At 73.8% G+C, this 21,408-nt stretch carries 23 protein-coding genes and 1 pseudogene; 10 read left to right on the top strand and 14 right to left on the bottom strand.

The genetic code is table 11. The annotated features are described in order from the left end of the window. Positions 1–139 precede the first annotated feature (139 nt). From F1544_RS20115 to F1544_RS20085, 7 genes are all read left to right on the top strand, one after another. Complete coding sequence (locus F1544_RS20115; protein WP_167587988.1) at positions 140–1,162, top strand: agmatine deiminase family protein; 1,023 nt, start codon at positions 140–142, stop codon at positions 1,160–1,162. A 107-nt stretch (positions 1,163–1,269) separates the two neighbouring features. Then, positions 1,270–2,226 carry a cation diffusion facilitator family transporter gene (locus F1544_RS20110; protein ID WP_167587987.1) on the top strand — a complete coding sequence of 319 codons (957 nt, stop codon included), beginning with the start codon at positions 1,270–1,272 and terminating at the stop codon, positions 2,224–2,226. Between the two features lie 125 nt (positions 2,227–2,351). Next, the gene (locus F1544_RS20105) at positions 2,352–4,577 is read left to right on the top strand and encodes a putative bifunctional diguanylate cyclase/phosphodiesterase (RefSeq protein WP_167587986.1); all 2,226 of its coding nucleotides are present in this window, start codon (positions 2,352–2,354) and stop codon (positions 4,575–4,577) included. A 45-nt stretch (positions 4,578–4,622) separates the two neighbouring features. Next, complete coding sequence (locus F1544_RS20100) at positions 4,623–6,113, top strand: gamma-aminobutyraldehyde dehydrogenase (protein ID WP_167587985.1); 1,491 nt, start codon at positions 4,623–4,625, stop codon at positions 6,111–6,113. A gap of 35 nt (positions 6,114–6,148) precedes the next feature. Then, complete coding sequence (locus F1544_RS20095) at positions 6,149–6,442, top strand: putative quinol monooxygenase (protein WP_167587984.1); 294 nt, start codon at positions 6,149–6,151, stop codon at positions 6,440–6,442. A 3-nt stretch (positions 6,443–6,445) separates the two neighbouring features. Then, positions 6,446–7,468: an aminoglycoside phosphotransferase family protein gene (locus F1544_RS20090; protein ID WP_167587983.1), complete on the top strand. Its 1,023-nt coding sequence runs from the start codon at positions 6,446–6,448 to the stop codon at positions 7,466–7,468. A 100-nt stretch (positions 7,469–7,568) separates the two neighbouring features. Beyond that, on the top strand, positions 7,569–7,922 hold the full coding sequence (locus F1544_RS20085; protein WP_167587982.1) for a DUF3817 domain-containing protein: 354 nt from the start codon (positions 7,569–7,571) through the stop codon (positions 7,920–7,922). Between the two features lie 40 nt (positions 7,923–7,962). On the opposite strand, the gene F1544_RS20080 is transcribed toward F1544_RS20085, so the two are convergent. Then, entirely contained in the window at positions 7,963–8,511 is a 549-nt protein-coding gene (locus tag F1544_RS20080) for an NYN domain-containing protein (protein WP_167587997.1), read from the bottom strand. Between the two features lie 27 nt (positions 8,512–8,538). Then, entirely contained in the window at positions 8,539–9,156 is a 618-nt protein-coding gene (locus F1544_RS20075; RefSeq protein WP_167587981.1) for a hypothetical protein, read from the bottom strand. A 103-nt stretch (positions 9,157–9,259) separates the two neighbouring features. Between F1544_RS20075 and ppk2 (F1544_RS20070) the strand changes: the two genes are divergently transcribed. Then, the gene (gene ppk2, locus F1544_RS20070) at positions 9,260–10,156 is read left to right on the top strand and encodes a polyphosphate kinase 2 (protein ID WP_308470216.1); all 897 of its coding nucleotides are present in this window, start codon (positions 9,260–9,262) and stop codon (positions 10,154–10,156) included. Between the two features lie 32 nt (positions 10,157–10,188). On the opposite strand, the gene ppk2 (F1544_RS20065) is transcribed toward ppk2 (F1544_RS20070), so the two are convergent. The 6 genes from ppk2 (F1544_RS20065) to F1544_RS20040 all read right to left on the bottom strand — a co-directional run bounded on the left by ppk2 (F1544_RS20065) (position 10,189) and on the right by F1544_RS20040 (position 14,587). Further along, positions 10,189–11,043 carry a polyphosphate kinase 2 gene (gene ppk2 / locus F1544_RS20065; protein ID WP_167587995.1) on the bottom strand — a complete coding sequence of 285 codons (855 nt, stop codon included), beginning with the start codon at positions 11,041–11,043 and terminating at the stop codon, positions 10,189–10,191. Between the two features lie 104 nt (positions 11,044–11,147). Then, positions 11,148–11,462 (bottom strand): DUF3349 domain-containing protein, encoded by a 315-nt coding sequence (locus tag F1544_RS20060; protein WP_167587980.1) that lies wholly within the window; start codon positions 11,460–11,462, stop codon positions 11,148–11,150. 43 nt (positions 11,463–11,505) lie between these two features. After that, positions 11,506–11,814: a hypothetical protein gene (locus tag F1544_RS20055; protein WP_167587979.1), complete on the bottom strand. Its 309-nt coding sequence runs from the start codon at positions 11,812–11,814 to the stop codon at positions 11,506–11,508. Between the two features lie 10 nt (positions 11,815–11,824). Continuing rightward, the gene (locus F1544_RS20050; RefSeq protein WP_167587978.1) at positions 11,825–13,039 is read right to left on the bottom strand and encodes an inorganic phosphate transporter; all 1,215 of its coding nucleotides are present in this window, start codon (positions 13,037–13,039) and stop codon (positions 11,825–11,827) included. A gap of 107 nt (positions 13,040–13,146) precedes the next feature. Next, entirely contained in the window at positions 13,147–13,317 is a 171-nt protein-coding gene (locus F1544_RS24925; protein WP_167587977.1) for a DUF1059 domain-containing protein, read from the bottom strand. Between the two features lie 73 nt (positions 13,318–13,390). Beyond that, positions 13,391–14,587 (bottom strand): EAL domain-containing protein, encoded by a 1,197-nt coding sequence (locus tag F1544_RS20040; RefSeq protein ID WP_167587976.1) that lies wholly within the window; start codon positions 14,585–14,587, stop codon positions 13,391–13,393. Positions 14,588–14,689: 102 nt separating this feature from the next. Here F1544_RS20040 and F1544_RS26880 point away from each other — a divergent pair. Both F1544_RS26880 and F1544_RS25595 read left to right on the top strand, forming a co-directional pair. Beyond that, positions 14,690–15,022, top strand: a pseudogene (locus tag F1544_RS26880) (DUF2461 family protein); the annotation flags it as partial. A gap of 73 nt (positions 15,023–15,095) precedes the next feature. Continuing rightward, positions 15,096–15,317 carry a DUF2461 family protein gene (locus tag F1544_RS25595; protein ID WP_208972269.1) on the top strand — a complete coding sequence of 74 codons (222 nt, stop codon included), beginning with the start codon at positions 15,096–15,098 and terminating at the stop codon, positions 15,315–15,317. 94 nt (positions 15,318–15,411) lie between these two features. Here the strand turns inward: F1544_RS25595 and F1544_RS20030 are convergent, their stop codons facing one another. The 6 genes from F1544_RS20030 to F1544_RS20005 all read right to left on the bottom strand — a co-directional run. After that, on the bottom strand, positions 15,412–16,521 hold the full coding sequence (locus F1544_RS20030; protein ID WP_167587975.1) for an ABC transporter ATP-binding protein: 1,110 nt from the start codon (positions 16,519–16,521) through the stop codon (positions 15,412–15,414). Continuing rightward, positions 16,518–17,657, bottom strand: a complete 1,140-nt coding sequence (locus F1544_RS20025; RefSeq protein ID WP_167587974.1) for an ABC transporter ATP-binding protein — start codon at positions 17,655–17,657, stop codon at positions 16,518–16,520. Before F1544_RS20025 ends, F1544_RS20030 begins: the two co-directional genes overlap by 4 nt. Then, positions 17,657–18,511: a carbohydrate ABC transporter permease gene (locus F1544_RS20020; RefSeq protein WP_167587994.1), complete on the bottom strand. Its 855-nt coding sequence runs from the start codon at positions 18,509–18,511 to the stop codon at positions 17,657–17,659. The genes F1544_RS20025 and F1544_RS20020 overlap by 1 nt, the downstream gene beginning before the upstream one ends. A 13-nt stretch (positions 18,512–18,524) precedes the next feature. Then, a complete protein-coding gene (locus F1544_RS20015; protein ID WP_167587973.1) occupies positions 18,525–19,481 on the bottom strand; it encodes a carbohydrate ABC transporter permease in 957 nt (318 codons plus the stop codon). Then, positions 19,481–20,902, bottom strand: coding sequence for an ABC transporter substrate-binding protein (locus F1544_RS20010; protein ID WP_167587972.1), 1,422 nt, complete (start codon positions 20,900–20,902; stop codon positions 19,481–19,483). Before F1544_RS20010 ends, F1544_RS20015 begins: the two co-directional genes overlap by 1 nt. Positions 20,903–21,041: 139 nt before the next feature. Then, positions 21,042–21,408 (bottom strand): zinc-binding dehydrogenase (locus F1544_RS20005; protein ID WP_167587971.1); only part of this gene is annotated, 367 nt, incomplete at its 5' end.

Raw genomic sequence — 21,408 nt, 5'->3', positions numbered from 1 at the left:
CAGGCCCGGGCGGGCCGGTGCGGGACCGCGAAGCGCCGCGGGCCGGCGTCCGCGGGTGGGATCGTGCACCGGACGACGGGCAGCCCCCCTCCCCGGGGACACCCGGGACGACGACGAGCGGAGACCCACGGTGCAGCGGATGCCGGCCGAGTCCGACCCCCACGACGGCACGTGGATGGCCTTCCCCCCGCCGAACGCCACGTTCGGCGAGGAGGGCGGCCCCGACCTCGCCCGCGCCCGCCGCGCCTGGGCGGGCGTCGCGAACGCCGTCGTGGCGCACGAGCCGGTGACGGTGCTCGTGGCCCCGGGGTCGGAGCCGGCGGCGCGCGAGCTGCTCGACCCGCGGGTCCGGCTCACCGGGACACCGCTGGACGACGCGTGGCTGCGCGACTCCGGGCCGACGTTCGTGCACGGCGACGACGGCCTGCGCGCCGTCGACTGGGTGTTCAACGGCTGGGGCGCGCAGTCCTGGGCGACGTGGGAGCACGACGGCCGGGTCGCCGCCCACGTCGCGGGGCTGACCGGGACCCCGGTGAGCCCGTCGCGGCTGACCCAGGAGGGCGGCGGCTTCCACGTCGACGGTGCCGGGACGGTCCTGCTCACGGACACCGTGCAGCTCGACCTGGGCCGCAACCCCGGCTGGACGCGCGAGCAGGTCGAGGCCGAGGTCCACGCCCAGCTGGGCACGAGCACCGCGATCTGGCTGCCGCGCGGCCTGACCGCCGACTACGGCGAGTTCGGCACCCGCGGCCACGTCGACATCGTCGCCGCCTTCACCCGGCCCGGGACCGTCGTCGTGCACACGCAGCCCGACCCGGGTCACCCCGACCACGCCGTGAGCGCCGAGGTGACGGAGATCCTCAGCCAGGCCGTCGACGCCCGCGGGCAGCGCCTCGAGGTCGTCCCGCTGCTCGCCCCGACGACCACCGAGGTCGACGGCGAGCTCGTCGACTACTCCTACGTCAACCACTACGTCGCGAACTCCGTCGTCGTGCTCTGCGGGTTCGACGACCCTCGCGACGCGGAGGCCGTCCGCGTCCTGCAGGCCGCGCACCCCGGCCGCGAGGTCGTCCTCGTCGACGCGCGCGACGTCTTCGCCTTCGGCGGCGGCGTGCACTGCATCACCCAGCAGCAGCCGAGCGCCCGGCCCGTGCGGGGCTGAGGCGGGCGGACGGCGGATCCCGGGCACCGGCTCCCGGGACCCCCGCCGCCGGTCGCAGGCCCTCGGTACTGTCGGAGGGTGACTGCGACACCGGCCGGGGCGCTCCCGTGACCGGGCACGGCCACGGGCACGGCCACGGCCACGCCGAGGCGGTCGCGGACCGCCGCCGCCTCGCCGTCGTCCTGGCCATCACCTCCTCGATCCTCGTCGTCGAGGCCGTGGGCGCCTGGGTGTCCGGCAGTCTCGCGCTGCTCGCCGACGCGGGCCACATGCTCACCGACGCCGCAGGCCTGGTCATCGCGCTCATCGCCGCGACCCTCGTGCTGCGGCCGGCGACGGCGCAGCGCACCTGGGGCTACCGGCGCGCGGAGGTGCTGGCGGCGACCCTGCAGGCCGCGGTGCTGCTCGCGGTGGGCGTCTTCGTCATCGTCGAGGGGGTCCGCCGGCTGGTGGACCCCCCGCAGGTGTCCTCCACCGCGATGCTCGTCTTCGGCGCCGTCGGCCTCGCCGGCAACCTCGTGTCGCTGCTCGTGCTGCTGCGGGGCAGCGGCCGCGGGGCGGGACGCGGGGGGAACGTGCGCGGGGTGAACGTGCGCGCCGCGGTCCTGGAGGTCGCCAACGACGCACTGGGCTCCGTCGCGGTCCTCGTGGCCGCGGCCGTCATCGCGCTCACGGGCTGGGCCCGCGCCGACGCCGTCGTGTCCCTGCTGATCGGTGCGCTGATCCTGCCCCGCACCGTGCGGCTGCTGCGCGAGACCACGGCCGTGCTGCTGGAGTCGGTGCCCCCCGGCCTCGACCTCGACGCGGTGCGGCAGCACCTGCTCGACCTCCCGCACGTGCAGGCGGTGCACGACCTGCACGCCAGCCAGATCACGTCCGGGCTGCCCGTGCTGTCGGCGCACGTCGTGCTGGACGACGCGTGCTTCCACGACGGGCACGCCCCGCAGATCCTCGACGAGCTGCAGGCCTGCGTCGCCCAGCACTTCGAGGTGGCGGTCGAGCACGCGACGTTCCAGCTCGAGCCGTCGGGCCACGGCGGTCACGAGACCGCCAACCACGCCTGACCGGGCGACGGTCCCCGGCCCCGCCCCCCGATCGGCCCATCGATCCCGGCACCGCCGCGGTCGATGATCCCTGCAGCGCCACCGCCACCGTCCGTCAGGGACCCGGGGCGCGCTGAGGGGGCCGCGTGAGCAGGGGCAGGTGGGGACTCGTCGCGGCCGTGGCCGGGATCGTCGCGCTCTGCTGCGCGCTGCCCGCCGCCGTGCCCCCCGTCCTCGTCGCCGTGCACGCCGCGGCGCTGCTGGCCGGCGCGGCGGGCGTGCGGCGGCACCGGCCGGCCGGTGCCCGCACCTGGGCGGCCGTCCTGCTCGTGCTCGGCGCCGGGCTGGTCACCGCCGTGGTGCGGGAGGCCGCCGACGACCAGCTGGCGGCGGCGCGCCAGGGGCTCGGCGTCCTGCAGGTCGCGGCCCTCGCCCTCGCCCCGGCGCTCGTGCGCTCCCTGCGCCTGCCGCGGCGCGGATCCCGCGTCACCTGGCCCGACCTGGCGCTGACCGCCTGCGGCGCGGGGCTCGTCCTCGTCCAGCTCCTGGCGATGCAGCACGCCGCCGGCGCCCCCGCCGCGGCGCTGGCCGTCACGTCCGCCGCGACGCTCGTCACGGTCGTCCTGCTCCGGCTGCTGTCCACGCGGGACGGTCTGTCCCCCGCCACCGCCCTGGTGCTCCTGGCCATCGCCCTGCTGGTGGGCGCGAGCGACGTCGTCACGACCGAGGCCGGGGTGCGCGGGCAGACCGTCGTGCTCGGCGTCGTCGCGGCGGCCGCCTGCGCGCTGCTGGCCCTGGCCGCCCAGCAGCCGGGCCTGCGCCACCTCGGCACGCCCTTCGCGGGCGGGACCCTGCGCCGCGACGGGCAGCGCCTGCTCACGACGGTCCCCGTCTTCTGCGTCGTCCCGCTGCTGTGGGGGCTGGGTGCCCTGGGGCTCCTGCCGCAGGTCGCCCTCGAGGTCGTCACCCCCAGCGGCTACGTCCTGGCCTGCGCCGGCGTGTTCTTCGCGGCGCGCTCCCTCACCCGCGCCGAGCGGGCCGCCGAGCGCGACCCGCTCACCGACCTCGTGAACCGGCGCGGCCTCCACCGCGCCACGACGGAGCTGCGGCAGCGGCTGCACGAGGCGGACGTGCACCTCTGCCTCATCGACCTCGACGACTTCAAGCAGATCAACGACACCCGCGGGCACGCCGTGGGGGACGCCCTGCTCGTCGACGTCGCGGACCGGCTGCGCGCGGCCGTCGGCACCGACGGCGTGGTCTCGCGCACCGGTGGTGACGAGTTCATCGTCGTGCTGGGCACCTCCCCCCTCGACGAGGAGGGCCCGGGCGACCGGCTGCTCACCGCGCTCGACGCCCCCTTCGACACGGGCGGCGTCCCCTCGCCCGTCACGGCCAGCGTGGGCATCGCCCCGCTGCCCGCCGGGGTGCCGCTGTCGACCGCGCTGGTCGACGCGGACGTCGCGATGTACGCCGCGAAGCAGGCCGGCAAGGGCCGCTCGCTCGTCTACCGGCCGCAGCTGCGCGAGCAGGTGCTGGGCGGGCTGGCCCGCCAGGGGGAGCTCCGGCAGATGCTGCTGCAGGGCGCCCCGCCCGAGGAGGTCGGCGAGCTCGTCGTCGTGCACCAGCCGATCGTCGGCCTGCAGCCGCTGCGGGTCGTCGGCACCGAGGCGCTCGTGCGCTGGCGCCACCCGCGCGAGGGGCTCCTCATGCCCGACGAGTTCCTGCACCACGCCGAGGCCGCGGGCCTCGGCGCGCGCCTGGACGAGCACGTCGCGCAGCTGGCGCTGGCGCACCTCGCGGGGTGGGACGCCGCCGGTCTGCCGCCGCTGGACCTCAGCGTCAACCTCGGCGTGGGCAGCCTGCACCGGCGCGGGATCGGCCGCTGGGTCGCGGCGCTGGCCGACCGCCACGGCATCGCGCACGAGCGCGTGCACCTGGAGATCACCGAGCACGAGGAGCTCCCCGACGACCCGCTCATCGCGGAGTCGCTGCGCGAGGTCGTGGCCGCCGGGTTCCACCTGGACCTCGACGACTTCGGCATCGGCTACACGTCGCTGTCCTACCTGCGCCGCTTCCCCGTCTCGACCGTGAAGCTGGACCGCTCGCTGACCATGCTGATCTCCGACGGCGGCGACGTCCCGCTGCTGCAGGGCATCGCGGCGCTGTGCCGGGCGCTGGACATGCGCATGCTGGCCGAGGGCGTCGAGCAGGAGGACCAGATCGAGGTCCTGCGCACCCTCGGCGTGGACCTCGCGCAGGGCCACCACTTCGGGGTGCCGATGGGCGCCGGCGACGTCCCGGGGTTCGTGCGGCGGACCGCCGCGGGCCTCGGGACCCCGGCCCGGCGCGGGGACGACGTCCTCATCTGAGCCGCCCCCGCCCCGCACGGCGAGGTCGGGCCGTAGGGTCGGCCCGTGGAGCACCTGCAGCACGTCGACGGAACCCGCCGGGCCGGGCGCGGTGAGGTGCTCGAGGTCCTCGACCCCGCGACGGGCGCCGTCGTCACCACCGGCACGGCCGCCACCGCCGAGGACGTGGCCGACGCCGTGACCTCGGCCGCGGCGGCCTTCCGCGGGTGGGCGCGCACGACCCCCGCGGCGCGCGGCGAGGTGCTGGCGCGGGCCGCGGTGCTGATGCAGGAGCGGGCCGAGGAGTTCGTCACCGCCGAGAGCGCGCAGACCGGCAAGCCGCTGCGCCTGGCGCGCGAGTTCGACGTCCCCGGCAGCATCGACAACGTCGTGTTCTTCGCGGGCGCCGCCCGCCACCTGGAGGGCAAGGCGGCCGCGGAGTACAGCGGCGACCACACCTCCTACGTGCGGCGCGAACCCCTCGGCGTCGTCGGGTCGATCGCGCCGTGGAACTACCCGCTGCAGATGGCCGCCTGGAAGGTGCTGCCCGCGATCGCCGCGGGGAACACCATCGTGCTGAAGCCCGCGGAGAACACCCCGCTGACCGCGCTGCTGCTCGCCGAGGTGTTCACGGCGGCCGGCCTGCCGGACGGGGTGTTCAACGTCGTCACCGGCACGGGCCCCGTGGCCGGCGAGGCCCTCGTGGGCGACCCGCGCGTGGTGATGTCGTCGTTCACGGGCTCGACCGCGGTGGGCCGGCGGGTGATGGAGATCGCCGCCCGCACGGGTTCCCGCGTGCACCTGGAACTCGGCGGCAAGGCCCCGTTCGTCGTCTTCGACGACGCGGACCTCGAGGCCGCCGCGCAGGGCGCCGTCGCTGGCAGCCTCATCAACACCGGCCAGGACTGCACCGCCGCCACCCGCGCCTACGTGCAGCGGCCGCTGTTCGACGCGTTCGTCGCGCGGGTCGCCGAGCTGATGGACGGCGTGCGGGTCGGCCTGCCCACCGACTCCACCACCGACCTCGGACCGCTGATCCACCACCGCCAGCGGGACCGCGTGGCCGCCGTCGTCGAGCGCGCCGTGGCGGCCGGGGCGAAGGCCCTCGCGGGCGGCGTCGTCCCGGCGACCGCCGCCGACGGGACCGACCTCTCGGCGGGCGCGTTCTACCGCCCGACGCTGCTGGTCGGTGCGGCGCAGGACTCCGAGGTCGTGCAGGAGGAGGTGTTCGGGCCGGTGCTCGTGGCGCTGCCGTTCGACACCGACGACGAGGGGATCGACCTCGCCAACGACACGCCCTACGGCCTCGCGGCGTCGGCCTGGACGACGAACGTCTACCGGTCCCTGCGGGCCAGCGCGGAGCTCCAGGCGGGCTGCGTCTGGATCAACGACCACGTCCCGATCGTCAGCGAGATGCCGCACGGCGGCGTGAAGGCGTCGGGGTTCGGCAAGGACATGTCGGCCTACTCCTTCGAGGAGTACACGACCGTGAAGCACGTCATGCTCGACCGCACCGGGGTGGCCCGCAAGGAGTGGCACCGCACCGTGTTCAGCTGATCCGCAGACCCGCACCCCACCACCCGGAGGAAACCGTGTTCGCCATCGCCGTCCGCTTCGACCTCACCGACGAGGAGTCCGCCGCGACCTTCGACGCCCTCGTGGCCGAGACGGTCCCCGGCATCCTCGCCGAGGAGCCCGGCACGCTCGTGTACGAGCCGTACCGCATCGACGACGCCCCGCTCGCGCGGTTGTTCCACGAGGTCTACGTGGACCGCGACGCGCACCGCGCGCACGAGGCCCGGCCCGCGACCGCGGCGTTCCTCGACCGGGTCCGCGGGCTCGTGACCGGGGTGCGCGCGGAGTTCCTCACGCCGCTCTCGGACTGAGGCGTGCGCCGCGAGACGCTGCGCTTCAACCTCGACAACCCCACCACCGTCGTCGTGGAGCGCGTCCACGACGACGCCGGGGGCACCCGGGTCCGCAAGGAGCTGCGGCGCGCCGGGACCACGCCGCCGGCCGTCGCGCACTGGTCGGCCTCGACCGACCCCCGGCGCTGGAACTACTGGCACCGCGAGGCCGAGGTCTACGGCGACCCCGGGTTGCGGGCCTCGCTCGCGGGCACGGGCCTGTCCCTGCCGGCCGCCGAGGTGGTCGAGCACGCCGACGGCACGACGCTGTGGCTCGAGGACGTCCCGGGGGTTCTCGGCGTCGACTTCACCCTGGCCGACCACGTCGCCCTGGCCGCGGCGCTCGGGCGCTGGCAGGCCGGGGGGCCGCACGACGCGCCGTGGGCGTCGCGGGGCTTCCTGCGCGACTACTCCACCAGCCGCCCGGGTGACGTGGGCCTGGTCGACGACGACGCGGCGTGGGAGCACCCGCTGGTCCGCGACACCTGGCCCGCCGGGCTGCGCGAGGGGTGGGCGCGGCTGCTCGCGCACCGCGAGGACCTGCTGGGCGTCGTCGAGGGGCAGCCCCGCACGCTGTGCCACCTCGACGCCTGGGTCAGCAACGTCATCCGGCGCCCCGACGGGGAGCTGTGCCTGCTGGACTGGACGTTCGCGGGCGACGGCGCGGTCGGCGAGGACCTCGGCAACTACCTCCCCGACGCGGTCCTGGACCTGTTCTGGCCCGCCGAGCGGCTCCCCGAGCTCGAGGCCGCCTGCTTCGCCGCCCACCTCGACGGCCTGCGCCGCGCCGGGTGGTCGGGCTCCGAGCGCGACGTGCGGCTCGGGATGGTCGCCTCCTGCGTGAAGTACGCGTGGCTGCTGCCCCTGGTGCTGGGACGGGCGGGCGACGGCGACCACCACGCCTACCACCGCAGCGCGGACGCCGAGCGCCTGTACCGCCAGCGCGGGCTGGTCTTCGCCCACCTCGTCGGCTGGTGCGACGAGGCCCTGCGCCTCGTCGGCTGAGCCCCCGCGGGGCCGACCGGTCGGTAGGACGGACCACCCGTGAGGGAGGCCACACGGCGCACGGCCCGGGCCACCTCGCCCGGCCCCGCACACTGGAGGCATGTCTGCCGTCGCCCGCTGGTTCCGCGCCGTCGCCGTCGTCGAGGCCGTCTCCTGGACGGCCCTCCTGGTGGCCATGTTCCTCAAGTGGATCGTCGAGACGGCGCACGAGGGCGGCGTCCCCGTGGTGGGTCCGATCCACGGTGCGGCCTTCACGCTCTACGTCGTGAGCACCCTCGTGGCGGCGCGCCGCTTCCGCTGGAGCCTCAGCACGACGTTCCTGGGGCTCGTCGCGAGCGTCCCGCCGTTCGGCTCGATCGTCTTCGAGCGCTGGGCCACGCGCACGGGCCGCCTGGGCGTGGTGCCCGGACGGTTCGGGCCCCGTTCGGCCGCGGGCGCCTCGTCGCAGTTCTGAGCGGCGGCGGCCGCCGTCCCGCGGCGGCCGCCCGCCGACCTCAGAGGTAGCGCAGCGGGTCGAACGACTCGAGCGGGATGATCCGGACGCGCGGCAGCACGACGTTGAAGGCGCGGACGTCGTCCTCGAGGTCGAACACCTTCAGGCCGCGCTCGTAGAACGACGCGTACTGGGAGTTCACGAACTCCCGGAAGGCGACGAGCCCGACGAGCCGGTCGCCGGTCAACAGCGAGTCCACCTGCGGCAGGAAGTCCCCGTCGTGGCTGGCGAGCAGGACGTCGCCGTCGCGGCCCACCAGCGCCTCCAGCGTGCGCTGGATGCCGATGTCGACGACCTTCTCGCCCGGTCCGCCGGACAGCGGGATCGGCTGGTAGCCGAGCGCCAGCAGCGCCTGCACGAAGGACATCGGCAGGTGGCCGTTGGAGGCGTTGAGGAAGAACAGGCCCTTGGCCGGCTGGGCGAAGGTGGTGCGGGCGAAGTCCATCACCCGCTCCCAGCGGGGGCGCTGCTCCGGCGCCGGGCGTCCTTCGAGGATCGAGGACCCCAGGGTCGCGTCGATGTTCTCGCCGTCCACCAGGACGTACGTCATGCCGGAACCGGTCGCCACGCGTCGAACCTATCGCCCCGCGCCGCTCGCGCGGGAGACGCCCAGGCTGCGCAGCTGCAGGTCGGCCAGCGCCCGCACCACCGCGGGGTCCCCCGCGCGCCAGGCGGCCGCCGGGTCGGGGTGCACGGCGAGCAGCGCGGCGTCCGGGGACGTCGTCAGCGCCCGCAGCGCCAGCAGGGCCTCCCCGCCCGGGGTGCCCGCGAGCCGGCGGCCGGCCTGCGAGCGCCGCACCCACCGCAGCCGCGGGACGCCCCACAGGAGCAGCAGCAGCACGATCGGCACGAGGGCGGTGGCGAGGCCCAGCGTGCGGGCGAGGTCCTGCACGGCGTCGGCCTGCCCGCGGCCCGCGGCGGCCAGCGCCGAGGCCTGGGAGGCGGCCGCGTCCAGCGGGGACGCGAGCCGGTCGCCCACGAGCGGGGTCCGCCCGGCCTGCACGCCGGCGTCGCGGAGGCGGTCGGCGAGGCCGGACGCCCCCGACGCGAACCCCAGCGCGGGGTCGGCCAGGGCGCGGACGGCGGCCCGCACGGTCCGGCCCAGCCACACGGCGCCCAGGACGGCCAGCAGGAGGAGCACGTCGGCGGTGACCTGCCGGACCCGGCGGGGACCTGCGTCGGCGTAGAGCGTCATGTCCCGAGACTCGCAGGCCGTCGCCCGGCCGGCCCGCAGGCCCTGCGGCGGCGCACGGAGATCGACGGGCGCGCGGCCCGCAGCCCTCCTAGCCTCGGGTGCCGTGGAGGACGCGGTGACCGACCTGGTGCAGGAGGAGGGCCTGCGGGTCCTCGACGACGAGGACGAGCCCGTCCTGGTCCGGGCCGACGGGACCCCCGTCGACACGTGGCGCGAGGACTACCCCTACGACGAGCGCCTCGCCCGCTCCGCCTACGAGCCGGTCAAGCGGTCGCTGCAGATCGAGCTGCTCAAGCTGCAGAAGTGGACGAAGGCGACCGGCGAGCGGCTCGTCGTGCTCTGCGAGGGCCGCGACGCCGCCGGCAAGGGCGGGACCATCAAGCGGTTCACGGAGCACCTGAACCCGCGCGGCGCGCGCGTGGTGGCGCTCAGCAAGCCCTCGGAGCGGGAGTCCACCCAGTGGTACTTCCAGCGCTACGTCCAGCACCTGCCGGCCGCCGGGGAGATGGTGTTCTTCGACCGCTCCTGGTACAACCGCGCCGGTGTCGAGCGGGTCATGGGTTTCGCCAGCGACGACGAGTACTCCCGCTTCGTCGACCAGGCCCCGCTGTTCGAGCGGATGCTCGTCGAGGACGGCATCCACCTCGTGAAGTTCTGGTTCTCCGTCACCCGGGCCGAGCAGCGCACCCGGTTCGCGATCCGCCAGATCGACCCCGTGCGGCAGTGGAAGCTCTCGCCCATGGACGTCGCCAGCCTGGACCGCTGGGACGACTACACCGCAGCCAAGGAGGCGATGTTCGAGACCACGGACACGCCCTACGCACCGTGGACGGTCATCCGCAGCAACGACAAGAAGCGGGCCCGCCTCGAGGCCATGCGGGTCGTCCTGAACCGCTTCGACTACGAGGGCAAGGACGGCGACGTGGTCGGCTGTCCCGACCCCCTGCTCGTCGTGCACGCGCGGCAGATCCTCGAGACGGACCGCCGGCCGGCGAGCTGACCCGCGCGGCCGGCCCACCGCCCGCGCCCCCCTCAGGACGCGCGGCGGTCCACGTCGAGGATGGTGCGGGCGCCGACGACCAGGAGCGGGTCGGGGGTCCCGACGACGTCGGAGTCCTTGTCGTCGTAGTCGAAGCGGGCGAGCACGTGGCGCATGGCGGCCAGGCGCGCCCGCTTCTTGTCGTTGGTGCGCACCACCGTCCAGGGGGCCGCCGCGGTGTCGGTGCGCTCGAACATCGCCTCCTTCGCGGCGGTGTAGTCCTCCCAGCGGTCGAGGCTCTGCAGGTCCATGGGGGAGAGCTTCCACTGCCGCACGGGGTCGATCTGCCGGATCGCGAAGCGGGTGCGCTGCTCCGCGCGCGTCACCGAGAACCAGAACTTCACCAGGTGGATGCCGTCGTCGACGAGCATCTGCTCGAAGGACGGCGCCTGGTCCATGAACCGCTCGTACTCGCGTGCCGTGGCGAAACCCATGACGCGCTCGACACCGGCCCGCGTGTACCAGGAGCGGTCGAAGAGGACGAACTCCCCCGCCGCGGGCAGGTGCTGGACGTAGCGCTGGAAGTACCACTGCGTGGACTCGCGCTCGGACGGCTTCTCCAGCGCGACGACCCGCGCGCCCCGGGGGTTCAGGTGCTCCATGAACCGCTTGATGGTGCCGCCCTTGCCGGCCGCGTCGCGCCCCTCGCACAGTACGACGATCCGCTCGCCGGAGGCCTTGAGCCAGCGCTGCAGCTTCAGCAGCTCGATCTGCAGCAGCCGCTTCTCCAGGTCGTAGTCCTGGCGCGGGAGCCGCTCGTCGTAGGGGTAGTCCTCGCGCCAGGTGTCGACGGGGGAACCGTCGGCCCGGACCAGCACCGGGTCGTCCTCGTCGTCCAGCACCCGCATCCCGGACTCCGCGAGCAGGTCCACGTCGTGTCTCCTCCGTGCAGCAGCGCGCCGCCGGGGGGACCGGCGGCGCGTCGGGTGGTGGTTCCAGGTTGGTGCGGTCTTCAGCGGTCCGAGTAGGTGGCCAGCGGCCAGCCCCCGGCCGCGAGGTGGGCGGAGACCCGGGCGACGTCGGCCTCGGACGGGGCGTCCAGCGTCGCGTCGTTGATGAGCCGCTCGACGTCGGCGGTGGTGATGACCTCGCCCTGCTGCGCCAGGCCGACGAGCTCACCGGCGATCTGGTGCACCTCCGCGTCGGTGAGCTTGCGCCGCAGCAGGCCCAGCAGCGCGACGTAGTCCTGGCGGGGGACGCCGGACGGGTAGCCGGCGCGCAGCCAGTCGACGACGCGGCCGACGACGGTGGTGCCCTGGTCGCTCACGGCGTTCCTCCAGAGGTGGGTCGGGACGTGCCCCGCGCGCCGGTCACTTGTCCACCAGCGTCGGGTAGACGTGCTCGAAGCTCAGCGCCTTGCCGAAGCCGGTCGCGACGATGAACGTCAGGCCCAGCGCCACGGCGAGCAGGACGACCGCGAAGCAGACGACGCCCACCACCCGGCCGAGGGGGTGCGGGGCGGCGGTCCCCGCGTCCGTGGTCTCGGCGGAACCGCCCGCGCCGTAGGCCATCGCGCGGATGCCGGCGGAGAACAGCACGGGGATCCCCGCGCCGAGCACCAGGCCGACGGCGAGGATCTTCCAGAGCGCCTCGGCCGCCAGGGTCAGCGTGCTTGCCATCGTCGTCTCCTCAGACCGTCGCGGAGGCGCGCTGCGGGTGCGGCGCCTCCCACTCGTCGTTGACGTTGCCGGCGTGCACCGGGTCCTTGCGGGAGCGCACGACGACGGCCGCGCTGAACAGGAGCAGCAGCAGCGAGATGGCCGCGGCGCCGAGCAGCCCGCCGCCGAGCACGTCGGCGATCCACCACATCAGCGCCCCGACCACGGCGGCGGCCGGCAGCGTGATGACCCACGCGACGACCATGCGGCCGGCGACCCGCCAGCGCACCACGGCTCCGGGCTTGCCGATGCCCGTGCCGAGGACCGACCCGGTGGTGACGTGGGTGGTCGACAGCGCCAGGCCGAGGTGGCTGGAGATCAGGATGATCGCGCCGGAGGCGGTCTCGGCGGCCAGGCCCTGCGGCGGGGAGATCTCCACGAGCCCCTTGCCCAGGGTGCGGATGATGCGCCAGCCGCCCAGGAAGGTGCCGGAGGCGATGGCCAGGGCGCACGCCGCCTTCACCCAGAACGGGATCGAGTCGGTGCTGCTCCAGTGGCCCGAGGCGATGAGGCCGAGCGTGATGACGCCCATCGTCTTCTGCGCGTCGTTGGTGCCGTGCGCCAGCGAGACGAGCGAGGCGGACCCGATCTGGCCCCAGCGGAACCCGTTGTCGGTGTAGCGCGCGGCGACGCCGGCGACGACGCGGTAGACCAGCCACGTCCCGAGGGCCGCGACGATCCCCGCGATGATCGGCGAGGCGATCGCCGGCAGGACGACCTTGCCGAGGACGCCGTCGAGCTTGCTGCCGTCGCCGTTCCAGTTCACCCCCGCCCAGCCGAGCCCGGCGACGGTGGAGCCGATGAGGCCGCCGAACAGGGCGTGGGAGGAGCTGGACGGCAGGCCCAGCAGCCAGGTGAGCAGGTTCCAGGTGATGGCCCCGACGAGGCCGGCCAGGACGATGAGCAGCAGCGCCGAGCCGCCGCCCTCGAGGAGCTCGGGGCGCGGGCTGCCGTCCTTGGCCTGGATCTTGACGACGGCGTTGCTGACGGTGAGGGCGACCTCGACGGACAGGAAGGCGCCGACGAGGTTGAGGACCCCGGACAGCGCCACCGCGACCTTGGGCGGGAGCGCGTGGGTGGCGATGGACGTGGCCATCGCGTTGGCGGTGTCGTGGAAGCCGTTGGTGAAGTCGAACGAGAGCGCGACCACCACGACGAGCACGAGGATGACGGTTGCTGTCTCCACGAGCTGCAGCGTGGGCCCTGCCCGCCGCAAGCGGAAGAGCTCGTCCGCTTGCTCGTGAGCAGTTCACCCGGCGTTCACCGCGGGCGGGTCCACCGCCCGGGCGGGGCTCAGGCGTCGACCATCGCGCCCCGCACCGCGTCGAGGACCGAGCCGGGGACCTCGGCCAGGCCGTGGTCCTCGCGGGCGTGGGCGCGCACGGCCAGCAGGATCTCGTCCTGGGACCCGACGAAGGCGCGGGAGCAGCCGGGGACGACGTCCCCGCAGCGGAACTTCTTCACGGTTCTCCTCGGTGGAGCGGTGCTTCTGCGGGTGTCTGCTCACCCGTCCTCCGGTCTTCGGGCCGGCGGGCCCTCAGCTTGAGCGCGCGAGTGCGAGCAGCAGGTCCGCGTGGGTGACGATCCCCACGACGGCCCCCTGGCCGTCGGTGCACACCAGGGGCGCCGTGACGTCGGAGGCGTGCCGGGTGGCGGCGCGCCGCGCGACCTCGGGCAGGGACGCGGAGGGGGCGACCACGAGGGCGGGCGACCAGCGCACCGGGTCCTGCGGCGACGTCCCGCCCCAGCGCACGGCGCGGACGCGGCCGTCGTCGCCGAGCAGGACCTCGCACGCCGCGGGGTCGCTGCCGGTGCGGGTGTCGCGCACGATGCTGATGACGGCCTCGGTGAACCGGTGGCGCCCGGCGCCCGCGCGGATGCGCCCCACGACGGCGTCGTCGAGGTCCGTCAGCAGCTGCGACGACGGCCGGGCCAGCGCCCAGCCCTGCCCGAGGGCGAGCCCGAGGGAGACGACGGCGTCGAGCTCCCCCGTGGTCTCGATGCCCTCCGCGAGGACCCACCCGTCCATGCGCCCCACCAGGTCGCCGAGCACCTCGGCCAGCGCCCGCCGGACCGGGTCGGCGTCGATGCCGCTGATGAGCTCCCGGTCGAGCTTGACGATGTCGGGGCGCAGGGCGAGCAGCTGCGACAGGCCCGCGTACCCCGTGCCCGCGTCGTCCATCGCGATCATCGCCCCGCGCGAGCGCAGCGCGTCGAGCACCGCCGTGAGCTGGACGGGGTCCTGGGCGAGGGTGTGCTCGGTCAGCTCCAGCACGAGCCGCGAGAGGTCCGCCTGCTCCAGCAGCACGCCGCTGACCCGCTCGTCGGTGAGCAGGTGCGGGTCCACGTTGACCGTGAGGAACGTGTCGGCCGGCAGGGCGCTGCGCATCAGCAGGCCCAGCCCGAGCACGCGCGACTGCAGCTCCGCGTTGACGCCCCAGTGCTCCGCGGCGGCGAACCAGCGGTCCGGGGCCGCGGTGATGCGGGAGCCGTCGAAGCGGGACAGCGCCTCGTACCCGGCGACGGCGCCCGTCGTCAGCTCCGCGATCGGCTGCGCGTGCAGGGCCAGCAGCTCGGGGCGGCGCAGCACGGCGTGCAGGGCGGCCCGCCACCGCTCGTCGGTCACGGGCGGCGGGGCGGCCGGGGCCTGCGCCGCCGGGGCGTCGCCGGCGGGGACTCCCGCGGACGGCACCCCGGCGGGCGTCGCGGCGGGCGTCGACGACAGCAGGCTCACACCTCGTCCTCGGCCGCGCAGGCGCCGGACTGGTGGGGCACCACCCGGACGGAGCAGCCGGCGGCGCACGGGGCGACTGGCGCGCGGGCCCGGCGCCGGGTGATGCTGCCCGGGCGCGGGGCGACCCGACGGACGGGCACCACCGACAGCGCCGGGAGGCGGACCCCCATGGTCGAGCACACGGCCGACGGCCTCTTCACGGGTTTCCGCGAGGAGGCCCTGGAGTTCTACGAGGGCCTGCAGGCCGAGACCACGAAGGCGTGGTGGCAGGCGCACCGCGACGTCTACGACCGGGAGGTCGCGGCGCCGATGGCGGCGCTGGCCGAGCACCTCGAGGACGAGTTCGGCGAGGTGAAGGTGTTCCGGCCCTTCCGCGACGTGCGCTTCCGCAAGGACAAGAACCCGTACCAGCTGCACGCCAGCCTCGCCGCGGAGGGCCGGGAGGGCGCCGGCAGCCTCTACCTGCAGCTCGGCCTGGACGGGCTGCTGCTGGCTCGCGCGGGAGGGGCTGGAGCTCGACGGCGACGAGCTGAAGACCGCACCGCGCGGGTGGGACCGCGACCACCCGCGCCTGGACCTGCTGCGCCTGCGCAACCTCGCCGTGAGCCGCACCCGGCCCGCCGGGCCGTGGCTGGACTCCCCCGAGTGCCTCGAGGTCGTCACCACGACGTGGCGCTCGCTGACGCGCCTGAACCGGTGGCTCGCGAAGCACGTCGGCACGGCGGACTGAGGGCGGGCCGTCGGTGGGCTGCTGAGCGCACCCGGGCACGACGACGGCCGGGAGACCCGCGGGTCTCCCGGCCGTCGTCGTCGGTGGCGCCGGGTCAGCGGACCCGCGCACCCCCCTCGGGGTCGAACAGGTACACGCGCTGCGGCGGGGCGGCCAGGCGGACGACGTCGCCGCGCCGCCACCGCACGTCGGCGGGGGTCTGGACGACGATCGAGGAGTCCAGGCCCTCGACGCGGACGGTGCCGAGCCCGAACTCCAGCAGGTCCTCGAACACGACGACCTCCGCGGGGACCGAGGGCTCGCCCTCGGCGGCGAGGTGGCTGTCCTGCGGGCGCAGCCCGACGGTCACCGACTGCCCCGGCCGGGTGGACCGCGCGGAGCTGCGCAGCCGCCCGTCGCGGCCGACGCGCACGGTGCCGTCCTCGTCGACCACGCCCTCCAGCAGGTTGATCTTCGGCTCCCCGACGAAGTCGGCGACGAAGAGGTTGGCGGGGTCGTCGAAGATCTCGTCCGCCGTGCCGAACTGCTGGATGACGCCGGCGTCCATCACGGCCAGCCGGTCCGCGAGGCTGAGCGCCTCGAGCTGGTCGTGGGTGATGACGATGGTCGTGTACCCGAACTCGCGCTGCAGCACCTTCAGCTCGCGCCGCACCCGCTGGCGCTGCGCGGCGTCGAGGTGCGACAGCGGCTCGTCGAGCAGCAGCACCGGGGGGTTGCGGATGAGGGCCCGCGCGAGGGCGACCCGCTGCTTCTGGCCGCTGGAGAGCGCGGCGGGGCGCAGGTCGAGCAGCTCCGTCATCTCCAGCCGCTCCGCCATGGCCCGCACCCGCGCGTCGGCGTCCTTCGCGCCGCGCGCCTTCAGCCCGTACGCCAGGTTCTCCCGGACGTTCAGCGGCGGGTAGAGCGCGTAGCTCTCGAACCCGACGCCGATGTCCCGGCGCCCCGGCGGCAGGTCGGCGATCGAGCGGTCGCCGATCCGGATGTCGCCGGAGGTGACGGTCTCCAGCCCCGCGATCATCCGCAGGGTGGTCGTCTTGCCGCACCCCGACGGCCCGAGCAGGGCCACGAGCTCGCCGGGGCGGATGTCGAGGTCGATGCCCTTGACGGCGTGGAACGACTCCCGCCCGCGGGCGACGTAGTTCTTGTGCAGCTCGCGCAGGACGAGGCTCTTGGCGGTCGTCGTGGCGGTGGTGGTCGTGGTCACGAGCGCTCCTGGGCGGGTTCGCGGACCGCCGCACCGCCGAGGCGGAGGGTGTCCTCCTCGGCCGGGCCGGCGGCGAAGACGTGCACGTCGGTCAGCGGGACGTGCAGGTCGACGACGTCGCCCTCCCGCGCACCGGCGTCGCTGTCGGCGACGACGATGACGTCGGTCCCGCCGACGTCGACGGAGAACTCCATGAGACGGCCGAGGCGCTCGGCGAGGCCGACCCGGCCCCGCAGGACGACGTCGCCCGCGGGGGCCGTCGCCCCCGCCCGCACCAGCCCGAGGTCGCGCGGCCGGAAGCCGAGGCGCGCCCGGCCCCCGGCGAGGTCGAGGTGCTGCGGCGCCGGGAGGTCGATCGCCCCGCCCGCGGCGCGCAGGCGGCCGTCGGCCACCTCGGCGTCGACGATGTTGATCTCCGGCTGCCCGAGGGCCTTCGCGACGAAGGAGTCCACCGGCGTGCGCCAGATCTCGTGCGGCGTGCCGACCTGGACGAGGCGGCCGTGGCGCAGGACGGCGATCCGGTCCCCCAGCGCGAGGGCCTCCTGGTAGTCGTGCGTGACGTACAGGGACGTGGTGTTCGACATCTCCCCGAGCTGCTTCAGCTCGGCCCGCATCTGGGCGCGCAGCTTGGCGTCCAGGTGCGACAGCGGCTCGTCGAGCAGGTAGACGTCGGCCGGGCGCACGAGCACCCGGCCGAGCGCGACCCGCTGGCGCTGGCCGTTGGACAGCTCGCGCGGGAAGCGCTTGAGCAGGTGGTTGATGCCCAGCGTCGTCGTGACCGCGTCGATGCGCTGCTGCTGGTCGCTCGCCGAGTACCGCCCCGTGCGCCCCGAGCGCAGCGGCGAGGCGAGGTTCTCGAACACCGTCTTCTGCGGGTAGAGCGCGTAGCTCTCGAACGCCATGGCGACGTTGCGGTGGTAGGGCTCGACGCCCCGCATCGAGCGGCCCGCGATGACGACGTCGCCGCGGTCGACCTCGACGAGGCCGGCGACGCTCTTCAGCGTCGTCGTCTTCCCCGCCCCCGAGGGGCCGAGGACGACGAAGAACTCGCCGTCGCCGATGGAGAGCTCGAGGTCGGCCACCGCCTCCACGTCGCCGTACGCCTTGGACAGGCCGAGCAGTTCCACGGTGGCCATCAGGCCTTCACCGCCCCGAACGACAGGCCCCGGACCAGGTACCGCTGGATGGTCAGGGCGAGGACGAGCGGCGGGAGGGCGCCCAGGAGCGCCGCCGCCGCGGTGAGGTTGTAGTACGCCTGTCCGCCGCCGCCGAGGTACTTCGTGACGGCCACCGTGACGGTGGTCGCCGCGGAGTCCGTGAGGATCAGCGGGAAGACGTAGTTGTTCCAGGCGAAGATGAACGCCAGCAGGGCCGACGCCGCGATCCCGGGCCGCACGAGCGGCAGCGCCACCGTGAGGAAGGCCCGGATGCGGGTGTAGCCGTCCAGCAGGGCCGCCTGCTCCAGCTCCGGGGAGAGGTCCTGGAAGTACGACCGCAGGATCCACACCACCAGCGGCATGGTCACCAGCTGCAGCACCCACACCATGCCGACCTTCGTGTCGAAGATCCCCAGGGTGTTGTAGATGACGAACAGCGGGACGATGACCATGAGCTCGGGGGCGAAGCGGAAGGACAGCATCTGGAACATGAGGTCCTCGGACCCGCGGTACTTCCACCGGCCGGCCGCATAGGCGGCGGGCACGCCGACCACGAGGGACACCAGGACGGCCCCCACGCAGTTGATGACGCTCGTGAGCATCGCCTGCCCGAAGTTGACGCTGGTGAGGTCCTGCCCGCGCTGCGACAGCACGGTGACGAAGTTCTCGAACGTGGGGCTGAACGCGAAGTAGGTCGACGTCTGGTCGGCGTCGTTCTTCAGCGCGAGCAGGAGCATCCACAGCAGCGGGAACAGGGAGAACACGAACCACGCGAGGATCATGACGTCGGCCACGACCGATCCCGCCGTGACGCGCTTCTGGCCGGGCTTCATCTCCTTCGCCACGTCACACCCCCGCCCCGGCAGCACGGCGCTGCGCCTTGCCCAGCACCCCGACGAGGTAGCGGGCCGTGATGAACACGATGATCCACAGCAGGAACATGTAGGTGCTGCCGCGGGAGTAGTTGAGGTTGGTGATGGAGTCCTCGAAGGCGCTGATCTGCAGCGTCGTCGTGGTCACGCCGGGCCCGCCCTGGGTCAGCACGTAGACGGAGTCGAAGACCTTCAGGCAGTCCATGAAGCGGAAGATGACGGCCACCAGGATGTAGGGCCACATCATCGGCAGCATGAGCCGGCGGAACATGTAGAACCAGCCGGCGCCGTCGACGTCGGAGGCCTCGAAGGGCTCCTGCGGCAGCGAACGGATGCCGGCGAGCACGAGGATCGCCACGAACGGCGTGTAGATCCAGATGTCGACCAGCACGACCGAGAAGAGCGCCCGGTCCTTGCTCAGCCAGTCGAACGTCGACCCGAGCCCGAAGACGTGGTTGAGCACACCGAACTGCGGGTTGAACATGAGCTTCCAGATCACGCCCGCGATGACCGGGGCGATCATCAGCGGCAGGATGAGCAGCCGCTCGAAGGTCTTGCCGATGAGGCTCGAGCGGTTGAGCAGCAGCGCGATGGCGACGCCGAGCACCGTCTCGGCGCCCGTCGCCATCACCGCGTACAGCAGGGTCGTGCCCGCGCTGCGCCAGAACAGCGGGTCGCCGAGCACCTCGCGGTAGTTGGCGACGCCCACGAACACCGGGTTGGGGTTCGTGGCGGCGTAGTCGAGCACCGTGTAGTAGACGCCGTAGAAGAAGGCGTACAGGATGCCGATGATCAGCAGGACGGCCGGGACCGACAGCAGGTAGGGCCGCGCCTTGCGGCGCCACTCCGGGATCCGGGGCGGGGCCCCGGCGCGGGCCCCGCCCGGTGGTGTCTCCTCCGTGGGCCGGCGGCCCCCGACGGTGGTGGTCATCAGGCGTTGATCTTCGTCGTGTTCGCCTTGGCCAGGTCGTCGAGGCGGGACTTGGCGTCGGCACCGGAGTAGATGTCCTGCAGCGCCACGGCCCAGTCCTCGGTGGTCTCGAAGAACTTGGTCTGCGGCGTGAACTGGATCTTCGTGGAGTCGATGACCTTCTCGAAGGTCTCCAGGTAGCCGGGGAAGGCGCCCAGGGTCTGCTTGAAGGAGCCGTCGAAGACCGAGGCGCGGGTGGGGTCGGCGAAGGTCGAGGAGGTCGCCTTGTTCATGGCCTCCTTGCCGGTGGCCCATTGGATGAACAGCCAGGCGGCCTGCTTCTTCTTCGACGCCGCGTTCATGGCCAGCGACCAGGTCCACAGGTTGGTGGCGTAGCTGCCGTCGGGACCGGCGGGGCCGGGGTACCAGGCGATGTTCCCGGCCTCCTTGCTGGCGCCGGGCTTGTTCTTCGGGTACGTCGCGCTGTCCGCGTCGTAGACCATCATCGCGTTGCCGTTGCCCAGGTCGCCCGTGCACTGCGGGTAGTCGTAGGTCGTCCACGACGTCGGGCCGGCGTTCTTGGCGAGGTCCACCCACTTGCGGGTGAACTCGACGGCGGCGTCGGAGTTCATGGCCGCCGTGTACGTGGTGCCCTCGGCGGTGTAGTCCTTGCCGCCCTCGCGGGTGAACTGGGTCATGAAGCCGGGGTGGATGGTCGCCCACGACTTCGAGCCGCGGAAGGCCACGCCGTACTGGTTGTTCGCGCGGTCGGTGAGGTCGGTGGCGACCTGGACGAAGTCGTCGAAGGTCTCCGGCAGCGCGATGCCCTTGGCGTCGAAGACGCGCTTGTTGTAGGCGACGACGTTGGTCTCGAAGCCCCACGGGATGGCCCACTGGCCACCGGTGCCGAGCGCGCTGCCCTTCTCGAAGTCCCAGCGCGTGGAGGTGCGCAGGCCCTCGTAGATGTCCTCGAAGTCGTACTCGTCGCTCGTGGCCGAGGAGTTCTCGATCCAGGGCTTGAGGTCCTCCATCCAGCCGGGGGGGCCGTACTGCCAGATGAAGTAGGCGCCGGTCATGAAGACGTCGTGGGCACCGGTCTTGCCGGCCAGCTCGGTGTTCAGCTTCGTGAAGTAGTCGGCCTCGGCCACGAGGTCGGCCTGCACCTCGATGCCGGTGAGCTCGGTGAACTCCTTCAGCAGCGGCTGGAACGCCTGCTGGTAGGGGTGCGGCGTCTGGAGGATCTTGATGCTCTCCCCCTTCAGCGCCTTCCAGTCGAAGGACCCGGTGACGGCCTCGGCGCCGTTGGCGGTGGCGCTGGCGTCACCACCGCCACCGCCGGTGCCGACGCCGCAGGACGCCAGGAGGGGGACGGCCGCTGCGCCGCCGAGGGCCGCCAGGGCGGTCCGGCGGCTCAGGGGCAGGGGACGGGACTGCTCGCTCATGGTGCGCTCCGTTGCACGTCGTGGTGGGGGGAGAGGGCATGACGGACCGCCGGAGCGACCGGGCCGGTCGTTCCGCGGGGTTCCGTCGTGTCGTCGGGAGGGTGGATCGGGCACCGGGGCCGTCGGCGGCCCGGCGCGGTCAGGGCAGGAGGGAGACCTTCACCGAGTTCGCGCTGTCGGCCACCAGGTCCAGCCCCTTCTGGAAGTCCTCCAGCGGCAGCTGGTGCGAGCAGATCTCGTCCAGCGGAAGACGCCCCGAGGCGATCATCCGCAGCGCCGCGGGCCACGTGTTCTGCCCCAGGTGCGCGCCCAGGACGTTGAGCTCCTTGTCGTCGCTGATGATCGACCAGTCCACGCTCACCGGGTCCTTGAACACGCTGTACTCGACGTAGGTGCCCTGCTTGCGCAGCAGGTTCAGCCCCTGCGACACCGCCGAGGGGTGACCGGTGCCCTCGATGTACACGTCGGCGCCGTAGCCCCCGGTCATCTCCTTGATGATCTCCACC

Source organism: Kineococcus rubinsiae, assembly GCF_011839805.1.
Taxonomy (GTDB): Bacteria; Actinomycetota; Actinomycetes; order Actinomycetales; family Kineococcaceae; genus Kineococcus; species Kineococcus rubinsiae.
Note: the sequence above shows the minus strand (reverse complement) of the source record. Positions and strands in the feature narration are given on the sequence as shown.

Bases quoted from the DNA above. Each gene is read 5' to 3' on its own strand.
- F1544_RS20025 (WP_167587974.1), bottom strand. From the start codon at position 17,657: ATGGCCACCGTGGAACTGCTCGGCCTGTCCAAGGCGTACGGCGACGTG.
- F1544_RS20055 (WP_167587979.1), bottom strand. From the start codon at position 11,814: ATGGCAAGCACGCTGACCCTGGCGGCCGAGGCGCTCTGGAAGATCCTC.
- F1544_RS20075 (WP_167587981.1), bottom strand. From the start codon at position 9,156: ATGACGCTCTACGCCGACGCAGGTCCCCGCCGGGTCCGGCAGGTCACC.
- F1544_RS20080 (WP_167587997.1), bottom strand. From the start codon at position 8,511: ATGACGTACGTCCTGGTGGACGGCGAGAACATCGACGCGACCCTGGGG.
- ppk2 (WP_167587995.1), bottom strand. From the start codon at position 11,043: ATGCGGGTGCTGGACGACGAGGACGACCCGGTGCTGGTCCGGGCCGAC.
- F1544_RS20010 (WP_167587972.1), bottom strand. From the start codon at position 20,902: ATGAGCGAGCAGTCCCGTCCCCTGCCCCTGAGCCGCCGGACCGCCCTG.
- F1544_RS20085 (WP_167587982.1), top strand. From the start codon at position 7,569: ATGTCTGCCGTCGCCCGCTGGTTCCGCGCCGTCGCCGTCGTCGAGGCC.
- F1544_RS20015 (WP_167587973.1), bottom strand. From the start codon at position 19,481: ATGACCACCACCGTCGGGGGCCGCCGGCCCACGGAGGAGACACCACCG.
- F1544_RS20020 (WP_167587994.1), bottom strand. From the start codon at position 18,511: ATGAAGCCCGGCCAGAAGCGCGTCACGGCGGGATCGGTCGTGGCCGAC.
- F1544_RS20115 (WP_167587988.1), top strand. From the start codon at position 140: ATGCCGGCCGAGTCCGACCCCCACGACGGCACGTGGATGGCCTTCCCC.